Genomic DNA, 19,830 nt, shown 5'->3' with positions numbered 1-19,830 from the left:
ATGGAGAAATGGAACTGGAGCAACGAACCATTTCGTAGGGACGTGACGGTGGATGGACTGTTTGAAACCGGGGGCCACAAAGAAGCAATGGCGCGGCTGCATTATGTGCTTGAACACAAATCTCTGGGCCTGCTCACTGGTGAAGTAGGCAGCGGCAAAACGACGCTCATCCGGAGGTTATTAACCGGTTTGGATGAAATGAAATTTCTTCCTGTTTACATTTGTGTACTCGGACTGAAGCCGAAAGACTTCTACGCAGAGTTGTTGTCCTACATGGGTGAGGCCATGCCGTTTGGGCTAAGCAAGGCTAGGAAGCTTTGGCATGAGCGGATTCAAGGACAAGCTGGTATGGAGCGGGGATGGGTCGTTGTGATAGATGAAGCGCAGGACATGTCTGAGGAGATGATTCAAGAACTTCGCTTTGTACGAAACCAACAGATGGATGCGAGTTCCCCGTTTCCACTCTTACTCGTTGGCCAACCAGAGATGCGCTGTTACTGACATAGCATAACGTCCGAAAACTGACGGTGTAAGTTGACCGAGAACTGACGGATTCGCTGTCCAAGAACGCTTGCAAAAATGGGAAGGAAGTTTCCTCCCCTCCCGACAGTGTTTCTAAAGGTCGACGCTAACCAAATATCGCCGATTTTCTAAGAGTCCAAACGCGACGTCGCCGCTGATGATGTACCAAGATGTTCGTCCAAGCTCTAGCCGTCCACTAAGCGTTGTGCGTTCAATGTGAAATTGCACAATCTCCCCGCAGTGCAAACTGTACCACTCATTTTTGCCCTCAACCACCCAACGCGACAACTCTGGATCGTAGAACATCTGTAATCTCCGTGCCATCATGAGCATTCACCTTGAATGACGCGCTCGACCATGTGGTCGTCGATGATCCGTTGCCGATTTTGAGCCCCATACATGAGACAGTGCGTACAGAGTTTGTTGACCAGTCGTGGAGCTCCACCCGAGAAACGATAGATTTCATCGACAGCCTTATCCGAGAAAATAGATTGCTGTCCAGCTACCGCGTAGGCTAGATGACGTTCAATGTATGCCCCGATTTCAGCGCGGTCGTAGTGATGCAACTTACACTGTAGATCAATGCGTTGCCGAATGGCGGCGTAAGCCTGTAAGTTGAGCCGTTCCCAGAGCTCACTCTGTCCGACGAGAATTAGCGCCATAGGACTTTGCGCATCCATTTTAAAATTCAAAAGAAATCTTACTTCCTCGAGCATCTCCCGATCTAGCAAATGTGCTTCGTCTACGACCACAACTGGACTGAGGCTATGTATCCCACGCATCAGCTCAATCTCACGATGCAATTGACGTTTCGCGTCGCCGCGATAAAACTTAGCCTCGCAACCGAGTTGCTCGAGCATCCCCTTGTAAAAATGTCGTGGGGTCAGCTTAGAATCCGACAGGTACAGAATTTTGAACTTCGACTGTTCCAGCGCCTCCGAGAAACGACGGATGGTTGTGGTTTTTCCGGTTCCACAATCTCCAGTCACCACTGCGAACCACTGACGCTCCGCAGCATACTTCAGCCGACCGAGAATGTCCTCCAGTGTAGATGACATGTAGAGTTCATCTGTTGGAATATCTCGTGAGAAGGGCGTGTGAGTAAAGCCGTAGAACGATTCAAACACGACCATTCTCCTCCTTCCAGACCGCGTCATAGCGGACTGCAGGCGTGATACGCTCAATCCGATCCTGATGCTTCTTCTCGGCTGCATCCAACAGACGAGATGTGTCAACGTTTTGGTTCTCGAACCGCTCTGGCAGTTTAGGTCTTTGCCCAGCCCGTTCACCAATCACCAGTTCTCCCACAGTCCAAGGCTGGTGACCCGCGTATTCGATGGTGAGTTCCGTGATATCTGCAGGGTCGTATATGACATTCACCTTACAACCGATGAATGACAGACCCACTTCATACTTCTTACCCATGAAGTTGATACAACCGGACTTGTCCACTTTTCGAGTTTCGGCATGCAAAAAGGCATCCGCGATGCTCTCTGGTGAGATGAAACGAATGGCTTTATGGTCGCTACGATAGGCAGTCTCGGGGCTCATCTGATTCTGAAGTGCGGAGTGAGGTTGGTTCTGATAACATTCACTTAACCAGACCTCAAATTGTTGATTCAATTGTTCCAATGTCTTAGGTTTCGCCGCAGCGATTTCGTCCAGAAACGAGTCGACGATACGATTAAACCGCTCTATTTTTCCCTTCGACTCCGGCGCATAGGGTTTCGCGTAAAGCAGCCGTGTCCCGAGCTTTGAACAGGTTCGAGTCATCCATTTGGTTCTGAATTGTTTGCCGTTGTCAAAGTAGATAGCCTCTGGTATACCGTGCTTTTGTACAGCTTGGCGAAAGCAGTCTTCCACAATGGTTTGGTCCAGCGTGGGGTAAAACCTCCCGTGGAGAACAAAACGAGTTGCGTCATCCAACATAACCACGAGATAGACCTGTTGCTTTGAACCATTCGTTCCAATGGGGAGATAAGGGCCAAACTTGATGTCCGATTGCCACAACTGATTGCGGTGACGGCGCTGAAACCTACGCGCTGCCACACCGGTTTCAGCATACATTCGCATGTGTCCGGCACTATATCCTCGACGAGCAAGTTTCTCTTGAAGAGTTGTTCTCCGAATTTCCCCAGGTGCCACTTTTCCTTCCCATTCGAGAATACGAATGATCTGCGAGACGCTTCGAGAAGGAACCTCTCTGCGCAACAAAATGGCCTCTTCCAGAATCTCATCCGGGATCACCTGAGCTCGACGGCTAGATTTTGACCTCGGTTTGAGTCCCTCAAAACCTTGTTCACGAAATGTAGCTAAATAGCGGCGCAATGTTCGTTCCGATAACCCGGTCTGTGCACAGATCTCTGCCTTGCGTCTGCGAAGTTGCGCTGAATCCAGTCCATCTTCCAAAAGTGGAGACAGCAACTGAACACGATACACGGCCACATCCTCCGCTTTTTTCCAATCTTTCATGGCTAACCTCTCCTTCAAGTGGGGTTAGCCTGAATAGTAGACAGAGAAGAAGCGGACACAAAGGCAGAACGGGTATGTGTCCACAAATGTAGATTTGCAATAGGGCGGACAGCACGGGCCATCCACCCGACGGCGTCGCCGACCAAATGTCCAATTCGATGGAGTGAGGATTGTGTTGGATAGGACGGTTCCAACACACGGCCGTGACGGTTTGCAATAGCAACCAGACAACCGGTAGCATACGAAGACCATGTCTCGAACCATTGACGGACACGGCGGATGGTGGATTCGTCCGCCCCCACTGAAGGGGATGATTCGGTAATGATCTGCTCTATACTTTCTCGGTCATAGCGCTTGTAGGGCACAAGAATATCTGGGAGTTCGTGGTGGATACGATGACACTCCGTGCAACGAAGGCGCCGAATGATAAGGGTGAGTTGGTCACCGTTACTCTGCGTATAACGTCTACGTCGGCTTCCGCATACAACAAGTTGGCCCTGACAGCAAGGACACGGGATGCATTCCTCACTCCGAACAAAAAACTCGGGTGGACTGCTCAACGAGCTGATAATCTGATAGAATTACCATACGAGTTGGGGACGTTTCCTGTTGCACTGTTCGGGCGGTGCAACGCAAAAGGAGACGTCCTTTTCCATTCCTAGGATAAGGACATGATATACGTCAACTCCTGGACAGGCAATTCAGTCAACTTTCGGCCATTATGGATTGGCCAAAACAATGCGCCGCAAGCTTCGGTTGAAAAAGTATGAGGCCATATCTCAGCGGATAGAGATGGCGTACCATTTAAGTGGCATGACCCGTGAGGAGTCAACGGAGTATATTCGACACCAAATGAAACAAACCGGGGGCAATCTGCCCGTGTTTACGGACGCCGCGATGCAAATGATTCATGCGGCCAGCAAGGGAATACCACGGGTGGTGAATCAAATGTGTACGCAGGCGCTGTATGATGCAGCCGCAAAAAACAGCGAGGCAATTGATGAGAGCCATGTAGGGCGGGTTTTAACGGACCAGGAATGGCAAAGAGGAAGCGCGGGCTGAGTGATTGACGGCGTAGCACTCAACTACATAGCAGACTGACGTTGCAGCCGCTCCGCCAATGGCGGTAAACTAACCACCGACAAACAGCGTGAGCGGCTACAATAAGGGAAGGTAGCGGAGCTTTTAACTAAAGTTGGCGAAGAAAAAATGCCGTTGTCCCGCCACAAGGCAATATAATACGAGCCTCCAGAATTCTGAGGAGCCGTCGCATACGAAGAAGCGTCTACCTCAAGTGCGGAACCAATATAAAAATCTGAAGTGTCGTATCCAGTTGAACCAATATCGCTAATGGTGCTTGAGTAAACCTTTGTCCACCCACTCCCAGGTAAGACTTCTGGTGAGATGCTCACGGAGGGATTCAAGAGTGAGCTTGCCTGTTGAGCAGCTTGTCCTAGGCCGGGGCTAATTGATGTTACATCCCCGCTTTCAACTTGTTGTTGAACCACGGATGATTCATATGAAGTGCTTGGTCGGAAGCCGGCAGTTGAGGCGAAAGCAGTACCAATTGTCGAGCCCATAATAGCAAAACTTGATACTAACGCTAGAGCAATACCTTTTCTCATACAAAACAACCCCTTTGTATATTGTCTAAACAATTGAAATTATATACAATTTTGTTGAGAAGATCAATGATTTCATTATTATTAATAAAATAGAAAGTTGTTTTGGTTTATCCTTATAAGTAACTTGAATGCTATTTTCTTAAGATAAAGCGCGCAAAAGTGATTGTTGATTCGTCTAATTGTGTAGATGACGGGAGGGGAGCTAGCACCGTGTCGGATGTAGGTAAGCGTCAAACGCAGGACACATTGAAGGTAGGTCATTCGTCGTCATTATAATCAGAAATCCCCACCGGTTACGGCGGGGACTACTGTCGTGTTATGGAGTCTTTCTCCTTGAATGTCGCACTTCGTCCGGTAAGTTCCCAGCCCAAGGCAGCAGCGCGGCCAACGAGTCAGATTCATCGTCGGGGACGTTTGGTAGTTGCTCGAACAGATAGCACAGATATTGAAACGGGTCGAGTCCATTCTCTTTTGCAGTTTCCACGATACTGTATGTGATGGCGCTCGCTCTAGCTCCGCGCGGCGTATTGCTGAACAGGAAGTTCTTTCTCCCGATCACAAATGGCTTAATGGAACGTTCACCGCGGTTGTTATCGATCTCCAGATGGCCATCCTCAAGGAACACGGTGAGCTTACCCCATTGGCGTAGGCAATAATTCACTGCCTCTCCCAAGGCACTCTTTGGGAGTATGTTTTCCTTCTGGAATTCAAGCCATGGCAAAAAAGCATCCAGGACTGGACGACTTTGCTCGAGGCGCTGTTCGTACCGCTTCTCGGGAGTTATGTCTTTTAACCCACGCTCAATTTTGAAGAGACGATTGCAATATTCCAGTCCTTCCCTTGCAGCCACGGGCGTGTTCCGTTTGGATGCGGGTAAGGCCTTGATGGCCTCGTCGAATTTCCTTCGGGCATGACTCCAGCACCCTGACAGGGTCACATCCGGAATGTCCTCGTACCCTACGTAGCCATCCACATGGATGTATCCGTGAAATCCTTGGAGGAACCTTGTTGGATGCTCCCGACTGCGCGTCTCTTGGTAGTCGTACAAAACAATGGGTGGACCGTCCCGTCCACTGCGGTAGAGCCACATGTAGGACTTCGTATCTGCGGTTCTGCCGGATTCGTGAAGTACCTGCAGCGTTGTCTCGTCTGCGTGTAAGTACTTCCGTTGTAAGAGTTCCTGGTGCATCCGGTCGTATATTTTACTCAACCATGTCGTTGCACCGGCTAGGACCCAATTGGCCATGGTTTGTCGTGATAACGGAAAGCCCTGTCGCTCAAACTGTTGCTCCTGCCGATAGAGTGGCATCCCCTCGACGTATTTCTTACTCATGATGTAAGCCACTGCTGAGGCAGAAGCTAAGCTCCCCGGAAATGCCGGACGTGGCATGGAAGCTTTCACAACAGGGGTTTCAGTTTCATGCTTCTCACAATGACGACAGGCGTAGATATATTGAACATGCTCCACGACCTTCATCTGAGCCGGAATGATTTTTATCTCAGTTCGCGTTTCAGAACTCATTTCATGCATGGCGCCACCACAGCAGGAACACACCTGCTCCTCTTCGGGTAAGCGATACTCCATTCGCTCCACGGGCAGGTCCTTTAGGAGTTCATCACGCTGACCCGGACGTTTCTTTTTTCGCTTGTAGGTGATGGTTTCCATGGTGGGCTCTTCAAGCGTAGGTTCAGACTCGACTTCGGCTTCGTTAAACAACAGCGTCTGTACGGAGTCGGTCTTGGTCCGTTCACTAGACGCAGCAAAACGTTGGTGAGTTGCTTTGCGCAATTTCTCCTCAAGCCACTCTACCTTAGACTTGAGTTCGTCATTTTGCTGCTTAAGTATGGTGTTTTCTTGCTGCAAGGATTCAACCTGTTCGGTGGTGGAACTCTTTGGTTTCGCCATGCTATATATTTCGACATGCGAGCTAAAATCCCTTGTCACAAAAGAGATTACGGAACTTTTATTTTGCCACTGAGAGACTAGATGACCGTGCGCGCGGTTACCTTTTTATGAGCCTGTCGTTGGGTGATGGACAGTCCGTCTAGCAACCACCGCAACTGCTGCCGACTGACCGTAACCGTTTCGCTGTTCGTTACGTCCGGCCATTGAAAGCGACCACGTTCCAAACGACGATAATGGAGCCAGAATCCATTCGTATCCCACTCTAGGATTTTAAGCTTGTCTCGTTTTCGGTTGCAGAAAACGAAGAGGGAAGGCGAAAATGGACTGAGCTGAAAGACCTCTTGAACCAGGACTGCCAGCCCGTCGATAGACTTACGAAGATCTGTACTGCCGCTCGCCAAGTACACCCGTTGCTCTGAATTCGCCTCATGGATGAGCATCTGCCAAAGCCTGAACGACCTGTATGAACAGTTTGGTGTTGAAGCCCTCAGACACTTCAATCCTGGCTTGACCAACCTGAACAGTGAGCGCTTCGTTACTGCTCGGTTTAATGACTGATTCCATCTCCACTGAAAGCCAACGAACCTCTCCATTTGAAGGCTTTCGTCGATTCCCTCGAAGCTTGCTGGACCAGTAGCGAAAGCGATGAATATTGATCCCGTGCACCGCACACCAGACTGTAGCCGTTTGCCCACTGGACTCAAACTCGGTGAGGCGACTCTCCCATTCTTCACGTAGCTCGGTTCTTGACATGTACCTCACTCTCCTCAGTTTCATTTGAGGAGATTATCCCACCCAGAGTGTAGCCTTAGGTGGTGTCCCGTCAAGTGGTGTAAATTGAGTGCAACCACTTCGTGTCGGCTATTTATGCAAAACTGACGTTGGCGCCAGTAATTGCGGTTCTTGAGTGCTCATGAGTTTTGCCATTGACTCTCGGCTAAAGTAGCGCCTTGCTACAATCCATTCATCGTTCTGTTCCTGGAGGATTGCTCCGCCTAGACGAATGACAGACTCTCGGTTCGGGAAGATACCAACGACATCGAAGCGTCGCCTGAGTTCACGATTTAAGCGCTCAAGTGGGTTTGTCGAGCATATCTGTTTCCAGTGTTCCTTCGGGAATGCCATGTACGCTAGCACGTCTTCCTCTGCACGTTCCAAGACATCCATCGCCTTTGGAAACTTTCCACGAAGTTGCTCTACGACCACATCCAGTTGCTGTTTGGCTGTTTCCTGTGTTGGCTGAGCGAATATGGTCCGGACAATAGACGAGACCATCGGTTGCGACGCTCTAGGCACCTGGCTGAGGATGTTGCGCATTGTATGAACTCGACAGCGCTGCCAGGTCGCTCCGGTCAACGCAGAGCCAATCGCACTGCGCAGTCCTTCGTGAGCATCACTAATTACCAGCTGTACACCACGCAACCCACGCGCAACCAGACTTCGGATGAATGTCAGCCAAAACGAGCCATCCTCACTAGTCCCAATGTCAAACCCCAACACCTCACGCTCACCGGTGTCTCGCACGCCAATTGCAATTACAAATGCCATACTCTGAACTCGTCCGCCTTCACGGACTCTCGGGAATGTCGCATCCAACCATAGATATGGGTATGTCCCCTCAAGTGGGCGGTTTTTAAATTCCTGCACTACTTCGTCTAACTCTTTGCAGATACGAGATACTTCACTCTTGCTAATTCCTTGAATGCCCATAGACTCAACCAACTCGTCCACCTTGCGGGTGCTCACACCATGCACATACGCCTCTTGAACAACGGACAGCAACGCCTTCTCAGCTTTCCGCCGAGGCTCTAGCATGCTGGGGAAGTAGCTTCCTTTCCGAAGCTTCGGAATCTGCAAATCAATCGTTCCGACACGGGTGTCCCATTCCCGTTCTCTGTAACCATTACGGCTATTGCTGCGTTTCTCACTGCGCTCATACCGTTCAGCGCCAATCAAGGAGCTCACTTCAGCCTCCATCACTGCCTGGGTTAGGACTCTCAGCCCTTCCTTCAAAAAATCGACATCACCATCTTCTAATCCGATCTTGCGAATTAACTCCAAAAGTGCGATCTTGTCTGTAGAAGCCATCGATGTGCCTCCCTACTAATTGCTCGACACTTTTAGTAGATTGCACTCGATGGCTTTTTCGTCAAGATCTAGCCGTGGAATTTACACCACTACCTAAGACTCTAACTAGCCTTACGAGGTGTGCTGCGTTTTACGCTTACGGATGTAGATGGAATTAATGCAGTAGAAATTTTGTTTCGGGAGTACGCACAAGACGTTTATCGATTTGCACTGTTTTCCACCCACGCACACGAAGAGGCAGAGGATATCGTGCAGGATGTCTTTATAAAGGCAATAAAAAGCTGGAAAAACTTTCGTCAGGAAGCTCAGCCAAAGACATGGTTGTTTGTGATTGCAAAGAATTGTATACGTGATAGTTTACGCAAGAAAAGGATTACAACGACAGGGTTAAACCGGTTACTCCCATTGGCAAATTCAGAATCACACTCACACCTAGAATCTCTTGTAGAAATCATGGATAGTTTAAAAGATTTATCTATTGAAGAGCGTAATGTTCTTTATCTAAGACACGTTGAGGATTTACAAGTTAATGAGATCGCTGAAATCCTAGGGATAAGTAGAAGCAAGGTATATCGACTTGAAACAAAGGGTACCAATGAACTCCGAAGAGCCCTTTCTTTCGGGAATGGTATGTGAAGGAGGATACGTATGGATAAAAAGGACGCCGCTGAGCTGCTTCGACCGTGGAAAGATGTCTCGTTGAGTGAAGCTAAGCGAGACGAAATTTGGAGAAAAATTCTAAGATCCTCATCTAAGCCAAGAAGAAGGATTAATGCTGTAAATTATATCGCTGTTGCAGCCGGACTTGTAATTGCAGTCTCTGTCGGTGGAGTATTGGTTAACAATCACTCGAAGAGTACAACAGCAACCATGTCGGCATCTTATCCAACAACTCCGGAGGGAGTAGTGAAGTCATGGATACAAGCTCAGGAGAAGGGCAATTTGTTGCAGGCGACTACCTATGTTTATGACGAATTTTATCCGACTCAACAGTTAGAATTACAGCATTACGAGCAATGGAAAGACCAAAAACCAACGAGCTTTTCAATCTTGAACGTGCAATATACAGACTCAACCCATGCAGTAGTAAACACTTCGTTAACCATAAATTCAGTTGATAAACAGACTTACCACTTTGATCTTCAAAAGATGAATGGAAAATGGAAAGTCGCGTTTCTGAAACTCAAATCATCACCAAGTTCAGGGAACTCTGTAACCGCCACCCCTGGGTTAGATGATCCTACAGCTTCGCCTCCGGTGACCCAAATAATGCCGAGAAATTAAGTTATATCAAAAAGTGATCTTGCTTAAATGTCAAGGTCACTTTTGGTACATAATTGATAGCGGACTAAAAAGTGGACACAGCGAGTTGGGTTATATGAGTATATAACTAATCCAATAACGAGGTGTCACCGGAAATAAGGTTCCAATTTATCGAGGACCATTGCTCCGTTTTTCGGATCGAGAAGATGTGCAAAGTGCTCTGTGTGTCGCGGAGCGGTTATTACAAGTGGCGGAATGCACCGGTGAGTGAGCAACAAAAGCGTCGTGAAGAACTAATGAAACGTATTGTGCATCATTATGAGGACAGTAATGGTTTGTATGATAGCCCCAAAATGCGCAACTGCTTCTCCGGGAAGGCCGTAAGGTTACGGAGAAAACAGTTGGACGGATCATGCGCCAAAAGGGGATTTGTTCCCGTATTATGAAGAAATTTCGCGTCAATACAACAGACTCGAATCATTCACTACCGGTGGCGCCAAACGTGTTAAACCAGCAGTTTACAACCTCGAAACCCAATAAGGTATGGGTGGCGGATATTACGTATATCCGCACGGCCCAAGGCAGGATGTACTTAGCAAGTGTATTAGATTTATTTACACGCAAGATAGTGGGGTGGAAGCTGAGTGTCCGTATGACAACCGACCTAGTGGACGGCGCATTAGATATGGCCTGGGAACAAAATCCCCGGCACCAGGACTCGTTCATCACTCTGACCGCGGTTCACAATACGCTTCACATGAATACCAGGCAAAACTAGAGCAGTACAACATGGTTTGCAGTATGAGCCGCAAGGGGAACTGCTATGACAATGGTGCGTCACGAAGAAACAGCCATAAAGTGGCTTGGGTCACGCTTAACTGAAGATGAGGGTCGGTCCCATTTTTGATCCTTGATATTCTATAGACACATCAGACAGATCGATTTCGTAGGGAGTGGATTTTGGTGGCTATGGTTCACGTGCGGAAAATCGCGATGGAGGACGCAGAGGCGTATTTGCAATTATGCCGTCAATTGGACGAAGAGACCTCGTTCATGCTCTATGAGCCGGGAGAACGAGAAACGACCGTTCCGGAGGAGCGCGCGCGGTTGGCGTCGATGTTCGGTCGCGACAACCAAACGGCGTTTGTGGCTGAGGTGGATGGACGGATCGTGGGACATATCCAGGCGATGGGTGGCCATGTGCGGCGTAACCGGAGAACGGTGTATTTGGTCATTGGCATTCTCCAGGCGTATACCGGACAAGGCATTGGCACGGCGCTGTTTCGGGCGGTGGAAGCGTGGGCAAGGACGGTTGGCGTCCACCGGTTGGAATTGACTGTCATGACGCATAACGAGGCAGCCATTGGTTTGTACCGGAAGATGGGCTTTCAAATTGAAGGAACGGCCCGTGAGACGCTGTTTGTCGACGGTCGATATGTTGACGAGTATTGGATGGCGAAACTGCTTGCTTAGGCTTTGAGGGATATTTCCGCGTTCAGGGCGCGAGCGTACGGAGGAGGCTGGACTATATTGGCATATATGCGTATACGGGAACTGGCTGAACGGTTGCAGGTGTCTCCGCGTGCGATTCGGTTTTACGAGGAAAGTGGGTTAATAGCGCCGAAGCGGGATGATGCGAGTGGCTATCGTCTGTTCTCGGAGGAAGATGCCTGGAGGCTGCAGACGATTGTTGCCCTGCGCGAGATGGGGATGTCCGTAAAACAGATGCGTGCGGTTCTCGACGAGATTGATCACGGTTCAACGGATAAAGTTACGGACTATTTAGAATGGCAGAGGCAGTCGCTGTATGCCCAGTGGCTGGAGATAGCTGATATCATCGAGCAGTTGGAGAGCGCGGTTATGCGTTACCGAGCCGAAGGCGTGCTGCATCAAAACGATCTGGTTCGCGCGGTGAAGGGAATCAGGGGGATGCGACAGGCTAGGGAGAACTGGGAGGACCGTTGGCATTTTGACGATTTGGCGTCCAAATTTGATGAGCAGGTTGCACAGGTGTCGAACTCACTAGCTATTTATTACGATTAGATAACGTATTGGAAGAAATTGTAACAGCCATTGAGCCCATTTCAGGGGAATCCGGCGTTGAACTTGGTGTTGGCACCGGAAATTTAGCTGGGCGTTTCTTAGCGCGTGGATGTGTGATGGCAGGCGTCGATCAGTCCACCCAGATGCTGCGCCGATGTCGCCGCAAGTTTCCCGAGTTGGACATCAAATTAGGCAACTTGTTGACGGCGCCATTTTTCAGTGGAATATTCGATTTTGCTGTGTCCAGTTACGCGTTGCATCATTTATCGCCTGATCAACAGCTGATTGCGTTGCGGGAGATGGATAGACTGCTGAAACCGAAAGGTCGTCTCGCCATCGCCGATGTCATGTTTGTCGATGCCGCGCACAGGAAGGCGCATGAGGCGACACTGTCAGCAACAGGTTGTCACGCAGCGCAAGCGACGATTGAGCAGCATCACTTTGCAGACAGGACCGTCCTTGTGACATGGCTTATCAATCGGGGTTATCAAGTGGAGGCCTATCAATTGTCCACTTGGACGCACCTCATGTTCGCCCGAAAAGGTGCACTGTAAACAATGCATCTATAAACGTTGCTGAATCTGTATCCTCAGTTGAATCTTCGTTTCTTTGGTCAGAGTCCCCATTGACCTTCTCCTTACGTCAACGTGTAGACTTTGTTTCGAAGTTCCGGAAGGAGTGCGGTCTGATGATACGTTCGTTTGAAGATGCAGATGCGCAATACATCATTGACGCCCATTATGATATTTACCATCGGGAGTACGGTTATGACTTATCTTTCAAAGATTTTATTTCGAATAGCGTGAACGACTTTATATCCAAAGGAGACAGGACAAGTGAGCATATATGGATTCTAGATATCCAGCAAAGTCCAAAGGGGTCTATTGTGTTAACAAGAGTGGACGATAAAACAGCACAAATCCGACTGTTTCTTGTCGAGCCAGAATTTCGTGGGCTCGGTTATGGTCGGAGTTTAATTCAACAAGCGATTGACTTTGCCCGCCTCAATCATTACGAAACGATTATCCTGTGGACGAATCGTTCATTGAAATCCGCACGCCATTTGTACGGAAAATTTGGTTTTAAACTTGTAGAACAGAAGATGAGCGTTTTATCGAATCAATTGCTAATTGAAGAACGCTGGAGCTTGACTCTCTAAACAGGGGACAGGCCATCGACGTGGACAGCGCATCGAATCCTCCTCTGGGCACCCCAGTTCATGCTTGAACGCCTAGCTTCATACAATATCGCATGGTTGTCTTGTCGCCTTCGTTGTATGAGGTACTCGCGAGACGGTATGGGGGTTCGAGCATGGCACCATCACGGTTTCTGGCGAAAAAACGGAAGAAGTCAAAGATTCGCGTTTGGCTACTGTTGGTGTCCCTCCCGCTTTTTATCCTTGTGTTGATTGAACTGTACAAATGGCTTATTCCGTTCAACACGGTCAATCCGCTCTGGCGGGATGCAACTGTGGGTGAGACGGTCATTGGGGATTGGAAATACGAGGGGTATGACGAAGAAGGTTACCTGAAATTTTACAATCACGGTCAGACGCATTTGCTCCCGCCAACGTCGCATTTATTGGCGCTAGACGGGCAGTTTGTCGTCGTTGAAGAATCATCCCCAAACTCCATCACGTTCGCGCCAAAGTTGTATCAAGCGATTCCCTTTCTCTGGATTTTGTCTATGTTTGGGTTTTTGCTGTTGGTTTTGCTTGGCGGCTATTGGTATGTGCGCAGGCGTTTGCACGCGCACCACAAACGCTTGGTAGATTTGCTGTCTCGACAACGGGGGTTTCGACCGCGTAAACGAAATTGAGTGGCTAAAGAGGGAAGTATCTTTGTGGGGCGCACAAGTAGGACCAAAGTTGAGTCAAGTTCCCCTATTCTTTGGCCCTACAGAATCGCCTTGCGCAGCCTAAATATCGTTACGCGGTTGCGGGTTGTGCTTATTGTGCGCCGTCGGTTGGCAGATCTGCTGGTGGCGTGATGGTGACATCCTGATAGGTGTAGCTGACTTTCATGGTTTCGTGCAAGCTGATGCTTGTGACGTCTTTCGTGATGTCATCGGTTGGATCCGTCGAAGGAATGCTCTTTGTTGGCAGGTTCATATCCAATGTCATATTTTCGGCTGTCAGTTGATCTTCGCCGTTGACCGGTTGCACGGTGAATTGTACAGTTTCCTTCATATTTTTGAGCACCGTGTCGATGAGTTGGCCCAATTGGTCTGGGGTTATACCGGAGTCGTCGGTGCCGCTGGAGGCTTCTGCAGTAATGGCGTCCATGATGGGCGAGAGCATCTGCTGGATGGCGGTGTTGTCGAGGGTTGCGGTATAGGTCGTTGTGTCACCGCTCTTCGTCGCTTGAATGTTCCGCAGTGCCGTGAAGTCGACGTCGTTCGTCGGCAATTCTGACTCAAGTTCCGTAAGCGTTTGTTCCGCGCTCGTCTCTTCTTGCCACCCTTGTCCTTCATTCACCCATACTTTTGTCCCTTGGATGTACTCTTGAATCGTTGGAAGAGACCCGGACGACGAATTTGTATCTCCAGGCAACGGGATGGTGGAGGAATTGTCCCCGTCTGATGACAGCGTTGGTTGAATCGAAATATATGTGGCCTTCTCACCATTGACGGTCCCCGTTTGTGCGGTCATGTTCATTGACATGTCCAATGACGACAAGGCGCCTTGTAGATCTGTTTGGCCTTGTGGCGTGAGATTAAATTGGATGTGCTCCGTCATCGTTCCCGTAAGTTGAGAATTCGGCGCGGCTTGCGCATTTTCCATTGCAGTCTCTAAAGTATGCACGAGAGGTGTTTGTACTTGTAAGGACGATCCGTCGTTATCCACCTGGAGGCCCAATTTTTGCAAGACGGTTGTAAGGTCCGTCAGTCGAAGATAGGTTGTGCGTTGGTGCGAGGCCGGATCGACTGCGACAAGCTTTGGCAACTTGAGCGCCGAATTTCCATCGATCACGACGGCAACTTGATTATCCGGAATGTTCGCGACTTTCTTTGCAACGACTTGACTGCCTGTAGAGGTGATGGCCCAGGTATTTCCTTTCCAGGTACTTTGGATGCCGGCGGATTTCAAAACCTGCATGACGTACCAAGCTGGTGTATATGTTTGTCCACCTTTGCTTATCAGGTTCGGGGATGCGATGGTGTCGTTGTTTAAGACAAGGGTACCGGTCGTGGGTTTATTGGTAGTTGCAGCGAGCGCGACAGGACTACTGACAGCCAAAACGGTCAGTGCGGTCGCAAGACTGGGGATCCATTTTTTCATGCGTTAACCTCCTGCATAGGAATCGGTAACCCATCAATTCGGTTACAATTCCTATTCTACCATATTTGTGCAGTGTGATGGTTGAGGTTTCTACATCATTCGCTTTGTTCTGATTTGCTCCGGGCCAGGATGGTGACCGTCGTTAGAATGCAGATTGCGCCGAGGATGGAGGACCAGCTCATCGGCACGTGAAGGATCGCGACGGTGAGAATGGTTGCGGATAGAGGCTCGCCGCACGCTAGAAGACTGGCTTCCGATGCTGAGATGTACTTTAAGCTAGCAATGTAGATATAGAAGGCGAGCAGCGTTCCAAACAACGTGACAAATCCTACGAGAAACCAGGTCCCAGGTCCGCTGTGGCCGGAAAATGTCCATGGTGGAGCCATCAGGCTCATCCCGATGCCACCGATGAGCATGCCCCATCCCATGACGGTGGAAGCGCCATACGTTCGTAGCAATGCTGCGGGGTAGAGCGTGTAAAACGCGAGCGTGATGGCCGAGATTAACCCCCATACCACAGCCAACGGAGCAATGGATAAACTGTGCCAATTCCCGTTTGTGACGAGGAATAGCACCCCGAGGAGCGCGATGAGGACTGCCGTCAACTGTTTGACGCTCGGCATTCGGCGACGTCGCAATGCCACATAAATGGTGATAAAAATGGGGCCTAAGTATTGAAGCAGGGTACCCGTGGCCGCATTTCCATAGCGAATGGAGGCGAAGTAGGAATACTGCACGCCAAGAAGACCAATGATGCCAAGCAGCACGATGCCAAAAGCATCCCTTTTATTTTTCCAGATAGCGAAGGTGTGCGCGAACCCGAATCGGGCAGACAAAGCAATCAATAGTAGCAAGCCGGAGGTCGTCATGCGCACGCTGACTAACCAAGCGGGATTTAACCCGTCGCGCTGAAATAGCACCTGCGCGGCAGTCCCGGACACGCCCCAGAGTACAGCGCCGAGTAGGACCATGGTAATTCCTTTTATATGGCGGTATTTGCCGTGAATGACGCTGTCAGATGTCGTTTCATGAACCGTCGATGGATTTCGCCCGAGTTCGATATGGAGTGGTTGCCGAAATTCCACACGTGTCACCTCCCGTAGATGTGATCAGTATGGAAGACGACAAAGCGCTCCGTCAAGGCGTGCGTCGATGGCGCGCATCGCTGTAAGAAGTGGCTTTCGAAGCGGTTGTTCGAAGTGACTGGGGGTAGTTGGAAGTGCCTGTGTGAAGGTTTGTTTAGAATTCGAAATGGTTTGATGCGCATGGGTAGACAAGATGAGTCATAAGTCTAGAAGAGAGGACGAAGGGGCGGTTGAGATTCGGAGAAGATAAATAGGGAATTACCCACCACTGGAGTACAGATGGTACAAAACTGGAGTTCGTCGCCGGAAAATGGGCGTAGTGGGCTCGATTTTTTGCCTACGGTATTTTTCCTATGGTCATCATTGGACTCACCACTCGGACATCCGTATTTTGTGATGCACGGACAACTGGATACGACGCCTTGGGTTGTCTTTAGGTTGTTGATAGTCATTGCCTGCTGCTCTGTGTATCGTGTGTTACGTTACGCTTTTGCTTTTTCTCGAGCGCGTACGACGCGGTTGAGCCCACCTAACTGTGTTTTTACACCGAGCTTGCTCGCAGCTTCCTGTTCACTGAGTCCCTGTTTTTGAAGTTTACGTAGTTGCTCTGCCATCTTATAAATTAACATGACGGCTACACCTCCTTGCTTTTAATATACCTTGGTTGCGTGCTGATTCATGTAGATAAATCGTGCATTTTGTGTATCAAAATTGTGACAGAATCTGATTTTTCACATGGACGGCTACATGTTTTGTGACGGATGGGAACCCTGCACGCGAATTTGTGCGGGCAGGCGTCTTGATCCGGTTGAGCCGTGGGGGCGTGTCGTGTGGGTGGCGCGCGGGTGGAGCATGTGCGGGGCGCGGAGCACGGCGAATCGTGTGACACGCGGCAAATAAGGTACAAAATCTGCTCTAATTCTGGATTTGGCCAGGTTCAGCAGCGTTAAGACACAAAAAATACCTTATCTACTCAAAAGCTACCCGATAAAGGCTGAAAACCGAGCATTAGTGCATTTTTCGTGTCTTATTGGCACCGGCAGACATGCGAATGTCTTATTAAGACAATCCCCGCCAGCGCGGACTCCTCGAACATCCCGCCGCCACCTCACATTTTCCGCTTGCGCGCCGGATCACGCTGCCACGCACCATCACCGCATCCTGCCGCCACTTCCGCATGCCCGTCTTGGAAGACGGACACCTTAGTCTGTGGAAGTGGAGGTGAAGATCATGGCAGATTCTATGTTGGCACCGCATGAGACGATGGAAGTTCACGAGTTGTTGGCGTTTAAAAATGTGTGTATGACGAAGTCCGTCACGATGAAAGCGTTGGTCAGTGACGAGAAATTGAAAAACCTTCTGCAAACTTGTGTGTCGACGGATAAACAACATATTCAAGACTTGCAGGGGTTGCTTTCTAGGGGAACGTCTACATCCATTCAATAAGAAGGAGGTGATCGTATGAACCCGATTGTCGAAAATCTTACGGGTACAGCAGCCATGACAGATCAAGTTGTCACCGCAGATCTTCTGGTGTCCATTAAGACCGGTGTTCGGAATTATGCGATTGCTTTGACGGAGACGACATCGCCGGATGTTCGGGCCGTGCTGCGTCGGCATCTGGATGACGCTATCTATGCGCATGAGCAAGTGAGTAACTATATGATGGAAAAAGGATGGTATCACGCACACGATGTGTCGAAGCAGATTCAGCTCGACATGCAGAATGCCAACACCGCGTTAGGGCTTCAATAGGCTTCAGTCGTCATCAGGAAGTTTCAGCGGGCCTGTTGCGTCTAAGTGCGGGAGCTGGTACGTGGTTGGAGAAATGAAGAAGGGGGTTGTCCCACGTCAGGTCCTGTGACCAAACCGGGACAACCCCTCTTTGTCAAAGGGTGATCGAATTCTGATTGCTGCTCATCCAGTCACGCTCAATTTGTTCGAGCGATTTGCCCTTGGTCTCCGGTACCACCCAGAGGGTGAAGAAGAATGCGAAGATAGCCATCAGGCAGAACACCCAGAACGTAATGGCTGCGCCCGCATCGTCGAGAAGAATCGGGAACATTTGCGACACGAGGTAATCTGCAGCCCAAAGCGCCACGGAAGCGATAGCGGTTGCACGCCCACGAATGCGCGTCGGGAAGATTTCCGCCATGATGAGCCAGACAATCGGGCCAAACGAGACCGCAAATGCGGCGACGAATACCAAGACGAGAATGAGGACGAGCGTACCCGTATTGCCCGTGTGGAACGCATAGCCAATGATGAGAAGGCTGATGGCCATAATGGCGGATCCGATGAGCAACAGAACCTTGCGGCCGACTTTGTCGATGAGCCAGACCGATACTAATGTGAAAACGAGGTTGACGAGACCTACGATAATGGTTTCAACCATGGTTGAATCCGTACCGGCGCCGGTTTCTTTAAAGATCTCCGGGGCATAGTACATAATCGCGTTGATGCCAATGACTTGCTGAAGAATCGCCAGGATGATGCCGACAGCGAGTGCCACGCGAAATCCAGGTTTAAACAGGTGTTTGAGGGTGCCCGTTTCCGACTGCAACGACTTACGGATTTCTTGCATCTCTATAGCTGCTGCTTCCGTGCCGTTGACGCGTTCGAGAATACGTTCTGCTGCACTTGTGCGCCCTTGCTTTTCAAGCCATCTTGGGCTCTCCGGCACGGTGAATAGGAGTGCCATAAAGATGATGCCAGGGACAATACCAAGGCCAAACATCCAGCGCCAGCCGGTGTTTACGTCCCAAGCGTGCGTACCGGCCTCGGTGACACTGCGGTTGACGAAATAAATTGCCGAGATGCCGATGACGCAGGCGAGTTGATTGAGCGACACCAGGCGACCGCGGTGCTTCGTGGGTGCAATTTCCGCGATGTACAGCGGGACCAGTGTGGAAGACACGCCGATGCCGACGCCGCCAATGATTCTCGCGATAACGAACTGCGTAATCGTTGCGGCGATGGCGGATCCGATGGATCCGATACAGAACAGGATAGCTGCCGTGATTAGCATCTTCTTGCGCCCGAAGCGGTCGCTGAGTGCGCCGGCGAACGCTGCCCCGACGATGGCGCCAATCATCAGGCAAGATACGGCCCATCCGACCATTCCGGGGCCGAGTGTGAATTTAATTTGCATGAAAGGGCTGGCACCGGAGATGACTGCGGTGTCATAGCCAAAAAGCAGACCACCAATGGCCGCCACGATGGATACGAGTGTGACAAAGCCAATGCTGGCTTTCTGTGTAGACGCCACTCTTGTTCACTCCTTATCTCTTGAAAGCGTGCAACTGAACGCGCACAAACGCCCCTTGTCCAAGAGGCGGCAATCCGTATTATGGCGTTTTGTGCGCGTATGTGCAAATTTGTGATAGTTTATAATGGAGAAGCCCGCGTTTTAGTGATGATTTGTGCGTACTTATGTGATGGTATTGAAAGTGCGGTAGCATCAGAGGTGGGGACGGTGCGGCGGACGCGTGAATGGAAATGTGTGGTCTACATGTTTCATTGATTCGCATGACGACCGAGGCTTAC

Annotated in this window: 25 protein-coding genes; 12 read left to right on the top strand and 13 right to left on the bottom strand. The window is 49.9% G+C overall.

All coding sequences use genetic code 11. From position 1 onward, the window contains the following. A complete protein-coding gene (locus K1I37_RS13910) occupies positions 1-501 on the top strand; it encodes an ExeA family protein (RefSeq protein WP_242216014.1) in 501 nt (166 codons plus the stop codon). Positions 502-615: 114 nt separating this feature from the next. On the opposite strand, the gene K1I37_RS13905 is transcribed toward K1I37_RS13910, so the two are convergent. Genes K1I37_RS13905 through K1I37_RS21925 form a run of 4 tightly spaced genes read right to left on the bottom strand, consistent with a single transcriptional unit; the run spans position 616 to position 3,554 of the window. Next, positions 616-846 (bottom strand): DUF5348 domain-containing protein, encoded by a 231-nt coding sequence (locus tag K1I37_RS13905; protein ID WP_031217800.1) that lies wholly within the window; start codon positions 844-846, stop codon positions 616-618. Beyond that, positions 846-1,649: an ExeA family protein gene (locus tag K1I37_RS13900; protein WP_021295037.1), complete on the bottom strand. Its 804-nt coding sequence runs from the start codon at positions 1,647-1,649 to the stop codon at positions 846-848. Before K1I37_RS13900 ends, K1I37_RS13905 begins: the two co-directional genes overlap by 1 nt. Then, positions 1,642-2,994, bottom strand: coding sequence for a DDE-type integrase/transposase/recombinase (locus tag K1I37_RS13895; protein WP_242215919.1), 1,353 nt, complete (start codon positions 2,992-2,994; stop codon positions 1,642-1,644). The genes K1I37_RS13900 and K1I37_RS13895 overlap by 8 nt, the downstream gene beginning before the upstream one ends. Before the next feature lie 14 nt (positions 2,995-3,008). Next, positions 3,009-3,554: a DUF6431 domain-containing protein gene (locus K1I37_RS21925; protein WP_081653889.1), complete on the bottom strand. Its 546-nt coding sequence runs from the start codon at positions 3,552-3,554 to the stop codon at positions 3,009-3,011. Between the two features lie 178 nt (positions 3,555-3,732). Here K1I37_RS21925 and K1I37_RS13890 point away from each other — a divergent pair, with 178 nt between their 5' ends. Continuing rightward, the gene (locus K1I37_RS13890) at positions 3,733-4,056 is read left to right on the top strand and encodes a hypothetical protein (RefSeq protein WP_146825002.1); all 324 of its coding nucleotides are present in this window, start codon (positions 3,733-3,735) and stop codon (positions 4,054-4,056) included. Positions 4,057-4,079: 23 nt separating this feature from the next. Here K1I37_RS13890 and K1I37_RS13885 read toward each other — a convergent pair whose 3' ends face one another. The 5 genes from K1I37_RS13885 to K1I37_RS13865 all read right to left on the bottom strand — a co-directional run bounded on the left by K1I37_RS13885 (position 4,080) and on the right by K1I37_RS13865 (position 8,613). Then, positions 4,080-4,619: a hypothetical protein gene (locus K1I37_RS13885; protein ID WP_146825003.1), complete on the bottom strand. Its 540-nt coding sequence runs from the start codon at positions 4,617-4,619 to the stop codon at positions 4,080-4,082. Between the two features lie 316 nt (positions 4,620-4,935). Beyond that, positions 4,936-6,525, bottom strand: coding sequence for an IS66 family transposase (tnpC, locus tag K1I37_RS13880; RefSeq protein ID WP_242215911.1), 1,590 nt, complete (start codon positions 6,523-6,525; stop codon positions 4,936-4,938). A 77-nt stretch (positions 6,526-6,602) separates the two neighbouring features. After that, positions 6,603-6,965 (bottom strand): IS66 family insertion sequence element accessory protein TnpB, encoded by a 363-nt coding sequence (tnpB, locus tag K1I37_RS13875; RefSeq protein WP_021295534.1) that lies wholly within the window; start codon positions 6,963-6,965, stop codon positions 6,603-6,605. After that, positions 6,952-7,278, bottom strand: coding sequence for an IS66 family insertion sequence element accessory protein TnpA (tnpA, locus tag K1I37_RS13870; protein ID WP_206917310.1), 327 nt, complete (start codon positions 7,276-7,278; stop codon positions 6,952-6,954). The genes tnpB and tnpA overlap by 14 nt, the downstream gene beginning before the upstream one ends. A 108-nt stretch (positions 7,279-7,386) precedes the next feature. Then, complete coding sequence (locus K1I37_RS13865) at positions 7,387-8,613, bottom strand: IS256 family transposase (protein WP_206920083.1); 1,227 nt, start codon at positions 8,611-8,613, stop codon at positions 7,387-7,389. A 120-nt stretch (positions 8,614-8,733) separates the two neighbouring features. Here K1I37_RS13865 and K1I37_RS13860 point away from each other — a divergent pair, with 120 nt between their 5' ends. From K1I37_RS13860 to K1I37_RS13830, 8 genes are all read left to right on the top strand, one after another. Next, on the top strand, positions 8,734-9,249 hold the full coding sequence (locus K1I37_RS13860; protein ID WP_021298533.1) for an RNA polymerase sigma factor: 516 nt from the start codon (positions 8,734-8,736) through the stop codon (positions 9,247-9,249). A gap of 12 nt (positions 9,250-9,261) precedes the next feature. After that, the gene (locus K1I37_RS13855) at positions 9,262-9,897 is read left to right on the top strand and encodes a nuclear transport factor 2 family protein (protein ID WP_021298534.1); all 636 of its coding nucleotides are present in this window, start codon (positions 9,262-9,264) and stop codon (positions 9,895-9,897) included. Between the two features lie 391 nt (positions 9,898-10,288). Then, positions 10,289-10,654, top strand: coding sequence for a DDE-type integrase/transposase/recombinase (locus K1I37_RS21920; protein WP_146824596.1), 366 nt, complete (start codon positions 10,289-10,291; stop codon positions 10,652-10,654). A 191-nt stretch (positions 10,655-10,845) separates the two neighbouring features. Continuing rightward, the gene (locus tag K1I37_RS13850) at positions 10,846-11,349 is read left to right on the top strand and encodes a GNAT family N-acetyltransferase (RefSeq protein ID WP_031219300.1); all 504 of its coding nucleotides are present in this window, start codon (positions 10,846-10,848) and stop codon (positions 11,347-11,349) included. A gap of 66 nt (positions 11,350-11,415) precedes the next feature. Then, on the top strand, positions 11,416-11,919 hold the full coding sequence (locus K1I37_RS13845; protein WP_223204298.1) for a MerR family transcriptional regulator: 504 nt from the start codon (positions 11,416-11,418) through the stop codon (positions 11,917-11,919). An 8-nt stretch (positions 11,920-11,927) separates the two neighbouring features. Next, positions 11,928-12,473: a class I SAM-dependent methyltransferase gene (locus K1I37_RS13840; protein WP_021298537.1), complete on the top strand. Its 546-nt coding sequence runs from the start codon at positions 11,928-11,930 to the stop codon at positions 12,471-12,473. 134 nt (positions 12,474-12,607) lie between these two features. After that, on the top strand, positions 12,608-13,078 hold the full coding sequence (locus K1I37_RS13835) for a GNAT family N-acetyltransferase (RefSeq protein WP_021298538.1): 471 nt from the start codon (positions 12,608-12,610) through the stop codon (positions 13,076-13,078). Positions 13,079-13,230: 152 nt separating this feature from the next. Beyond that, positions 13,231-13,737: a hypothetical protein gene (locus K1I37_RS13830; protein WP_021298539.1), complete on the top strand. Its 507-nt coding sequence runs from the start codon at positions 13,231-13,233 to the stop codon at positions 13,735-13,737. Positions 13,738-13,867: 130 nt separating this feature from the next. Here the strand turns inward: K1I37_RS13830 and K1I37_RS13825 are convergent, their stop codons facing one another. From K1I37_RS13825 to K1I37_RS13815, 3 genes are all read right to left on the bottom strand, one after another. Next, entirely contained in the window at positions 13,868-15,199 is a 1,332-nt protein-coding gene (locus K1I37_RS13825) for a hypothetical protein (RefSeq protein ID WP_021298540.1), read from the bottom strand. 95 nt (positions 15,200-15,294) lie between these two features. After that, the gene (locus tag K1I37_RS13820; RefSeq protein WP_021298541.1) at positions 15,295-16,284 is read right to left on the bottom strand and encodes a DMT family transporter; all 990 of its coding nucleotides are present in this window, start codon (positions 16,282-16,284) and stop codon (positions 15,295-15,297) included. Between the two features lie 482 nt (positions 16,285-16,766). Beyond that, positions 16,767-16,913 carry a hypothetical protein gene (locus tag K1I37_RS13815; protein ID WP_021298542.1) on the bottom strand — a complete coding sequence of 49 codons (147 nt, stop codon included), beginning with the start codon at positions 16,911-16,913 and terminating at the stop codon, positions 16,767-16,769. A 601-nt stretch (positions 16,914-17,514) separates the two neighbouring features. Here K1I37_RS13815 and K1I37_RS13810 point away from each other — a divergent pair. Further along, the gene (locus tag K1I37_RS13810) at positions 17,515-17,730 is read left to right on the top strand and encodes a hypothetical protein (RefSeq protein WP_021298543.1); all 216 of its coding nucleotides are present in this window, start codon (positions 17,515-17,517) and stop codon (positions 17,728-17,730) included. 15 nt (positions 17,731-17,745) lie between these two features. Then, entirely contained in the window at positions 17,746-18,039 is a 294-nt protein-coding gene (locus K1I37_RS13805) for a spore coat protein (protein WP_021298544.1), read from the top strand. Between the two features lie 133 nt (positions 18,040-18,172). On the opposite strand, the gene K1I37_RS13800 is transcribed toward K1I37_RS13805, so the two are convergent. Next, positions 18,173-19,552, bottom strand: coding sequence for a sugar porter family MFS transporter (locus K1I37_RS13800; RefSeq protein ID WP_021298545.1), 1,380 nt, complete (start codon positions 19,550-19,552; stop codon positions 18,173-18,175). Positions 19,553-19,830 lie beyond the last annotated feature (278 nt).

It is taken from the genome of Alicyclobacillus acidoterrestris (assembly GCF_022674245.1).
Classification (GTDB): domain Bacteria; phylum Bacillota; class Bacilli; order Alicyclobacillales; family Alicyclobacillaceae; genus Alicyclobacillus; species Alicyclobacillus acidoterrestris.
This window is presented reverse-complemented; position numbering and strand designations above follow the sequence as displayed.

What these genes read in the sequence shown, in the direction of transcription:
- K1I37_RS13910 (WP_242216014.1), top strand. Translation starts at nt 1, where the DNA reads ATGGAGAAATGGAACTGGAGCAACGAACCATTTCGTAGGGACGTGACG.
- K1I37_RS13905 (WP_031217800.1), bottom strand. Translation starts at nt 846, where the DNA reads ATGGCACGGAGATTACAGATGTTCTACGATCCAGAGTTGTCGCGTTGG.
- K1I37_RS13895 (WP_242215919.1), bottom strand. Translation starts at nt 2,994, where the DNA reads ATGAAAGATTGGAAAAAAGCGGAGGATGTGGCCGTGTATCGTGTTCAG.
- K1I37_RS13890 (WP_146825002.1), top strand. Translation starts at nt 3,733, where the DNA reads ATGCGCCGCAAGCTTCGGTTGAAAAAGTATGAGGCCATATCTCAGCGG.
- K1I37_RS13885 (WP_146825003.1), bottom strand. Translation starts at nt 4,619, where the DNA reads ATGAGAAAAGGTATTGCTCTAGCGTTAGTATCAAGTTTTGCTATTATG.
- tnpC (WP_242215911.1), bottom strand. Translation starts at nt 6,525, where the DNA reads ATGGCGAAACCAAAGAGTTCCACCACCGAACAGGTTGAATCCTTGCAG.
- tnpB (WP_021295534.1), bottom strand. Translation starts at nt 6,965, where the DNA reads ATGCTCATCCATGAGGCGAATTCAGAGCAACGGGTGTACTTGGCGAGC.
- tnpA (WP_206917310.1), bottom strand. Translation starts at nt 7,278, where the DNA reads ATGTCAAGAACCGAGCTACGTGAAGAATGGGAGAGTCGCCTCACCGAG.
- K1I37_RS13865 (WP_206920083.1), bottom strand. Translation starts at nt 8,613, where the DNA reads ATGGCTTCTACAGACAAGATCGCACTTTTGGAGTTAATTCGCAAGATC.
- K1I37_RS13855 (WP_021298534.1), top strand. Translation starts at nt 9,262, where the DNA reads ATGGATAAAAAGGACGCCGCTGAGCTGCTTCGACCGTGGAAAGATGTC.
- K1I37_RS21920 (WP_146824596.1), top strand. Translation starts at nt 10,289, where the DNA reads ATGCGCCAAAAGGGGATTTGTTCCCGTATTATGAAGAAATTTCGCGTC.
- K1I37_RS13850 (WP_031219300.1), top strand. Translation starts at nt 10,846, where the DNA reads ATGGTTCACGTGCGGAAAATCGCGATGGAGGACGCAGAGGCGTATTTG.
- K1I37_RS13845 (WP_223204298.1), top strand. Translation starts at nt 11,416, where the DNA reads ATGCGTATACGGGAACTGGCTGAACGGTTGCAGGTGTCTCCGCGTGCG.
- K1I37_RS13835 (WP_021298538.1), top strand. Translation starts at nt 12,608, where the DNA reads ATGATACGTTCGTTTGAAGATGCAGATGCGCAATACATCATTGACGCC.
- K1I37_RS13830 (WP_021298539.1), top strand. Translation starts at nt 13,231, where the DNA reads ATGGCACCATCACGGTTTCTGGCGAAAAAACGGAAGAAGTCAAAGATT.
- K1I37_RS13825 (WP_021298540.1), bottom strand. Translation starts at nt 15,199, where the DNA reads ATGAAAAAATGGATCCCCAGTCTTGCGACCGCACTGACCGTTTTGGCT.
- K1I37_RS13815 (WP_021298542.1), bottom strand. Translation starts at nt 16,913, where the DNA reads ATGTTAATTTATAAGATGGCAGAGCAACTACGTAAACTTCAAAAACAG.
- K1I37_RS13810 (WP_021298543.1), top strand. Translation starts at nt 17,515, where the DNA reads ATGGCAGATTCTATGTTGGCACCGCATGAGACGATGGAAGTTCACGAG.
- K1I37_RS13805 (WP_021298544.1), top strand. Translation starts at nt 17,746, where the DNA reads ATGAACCCGATTGTCGAAAATCTTACGGGTACAGCAGCCATGACAGAT.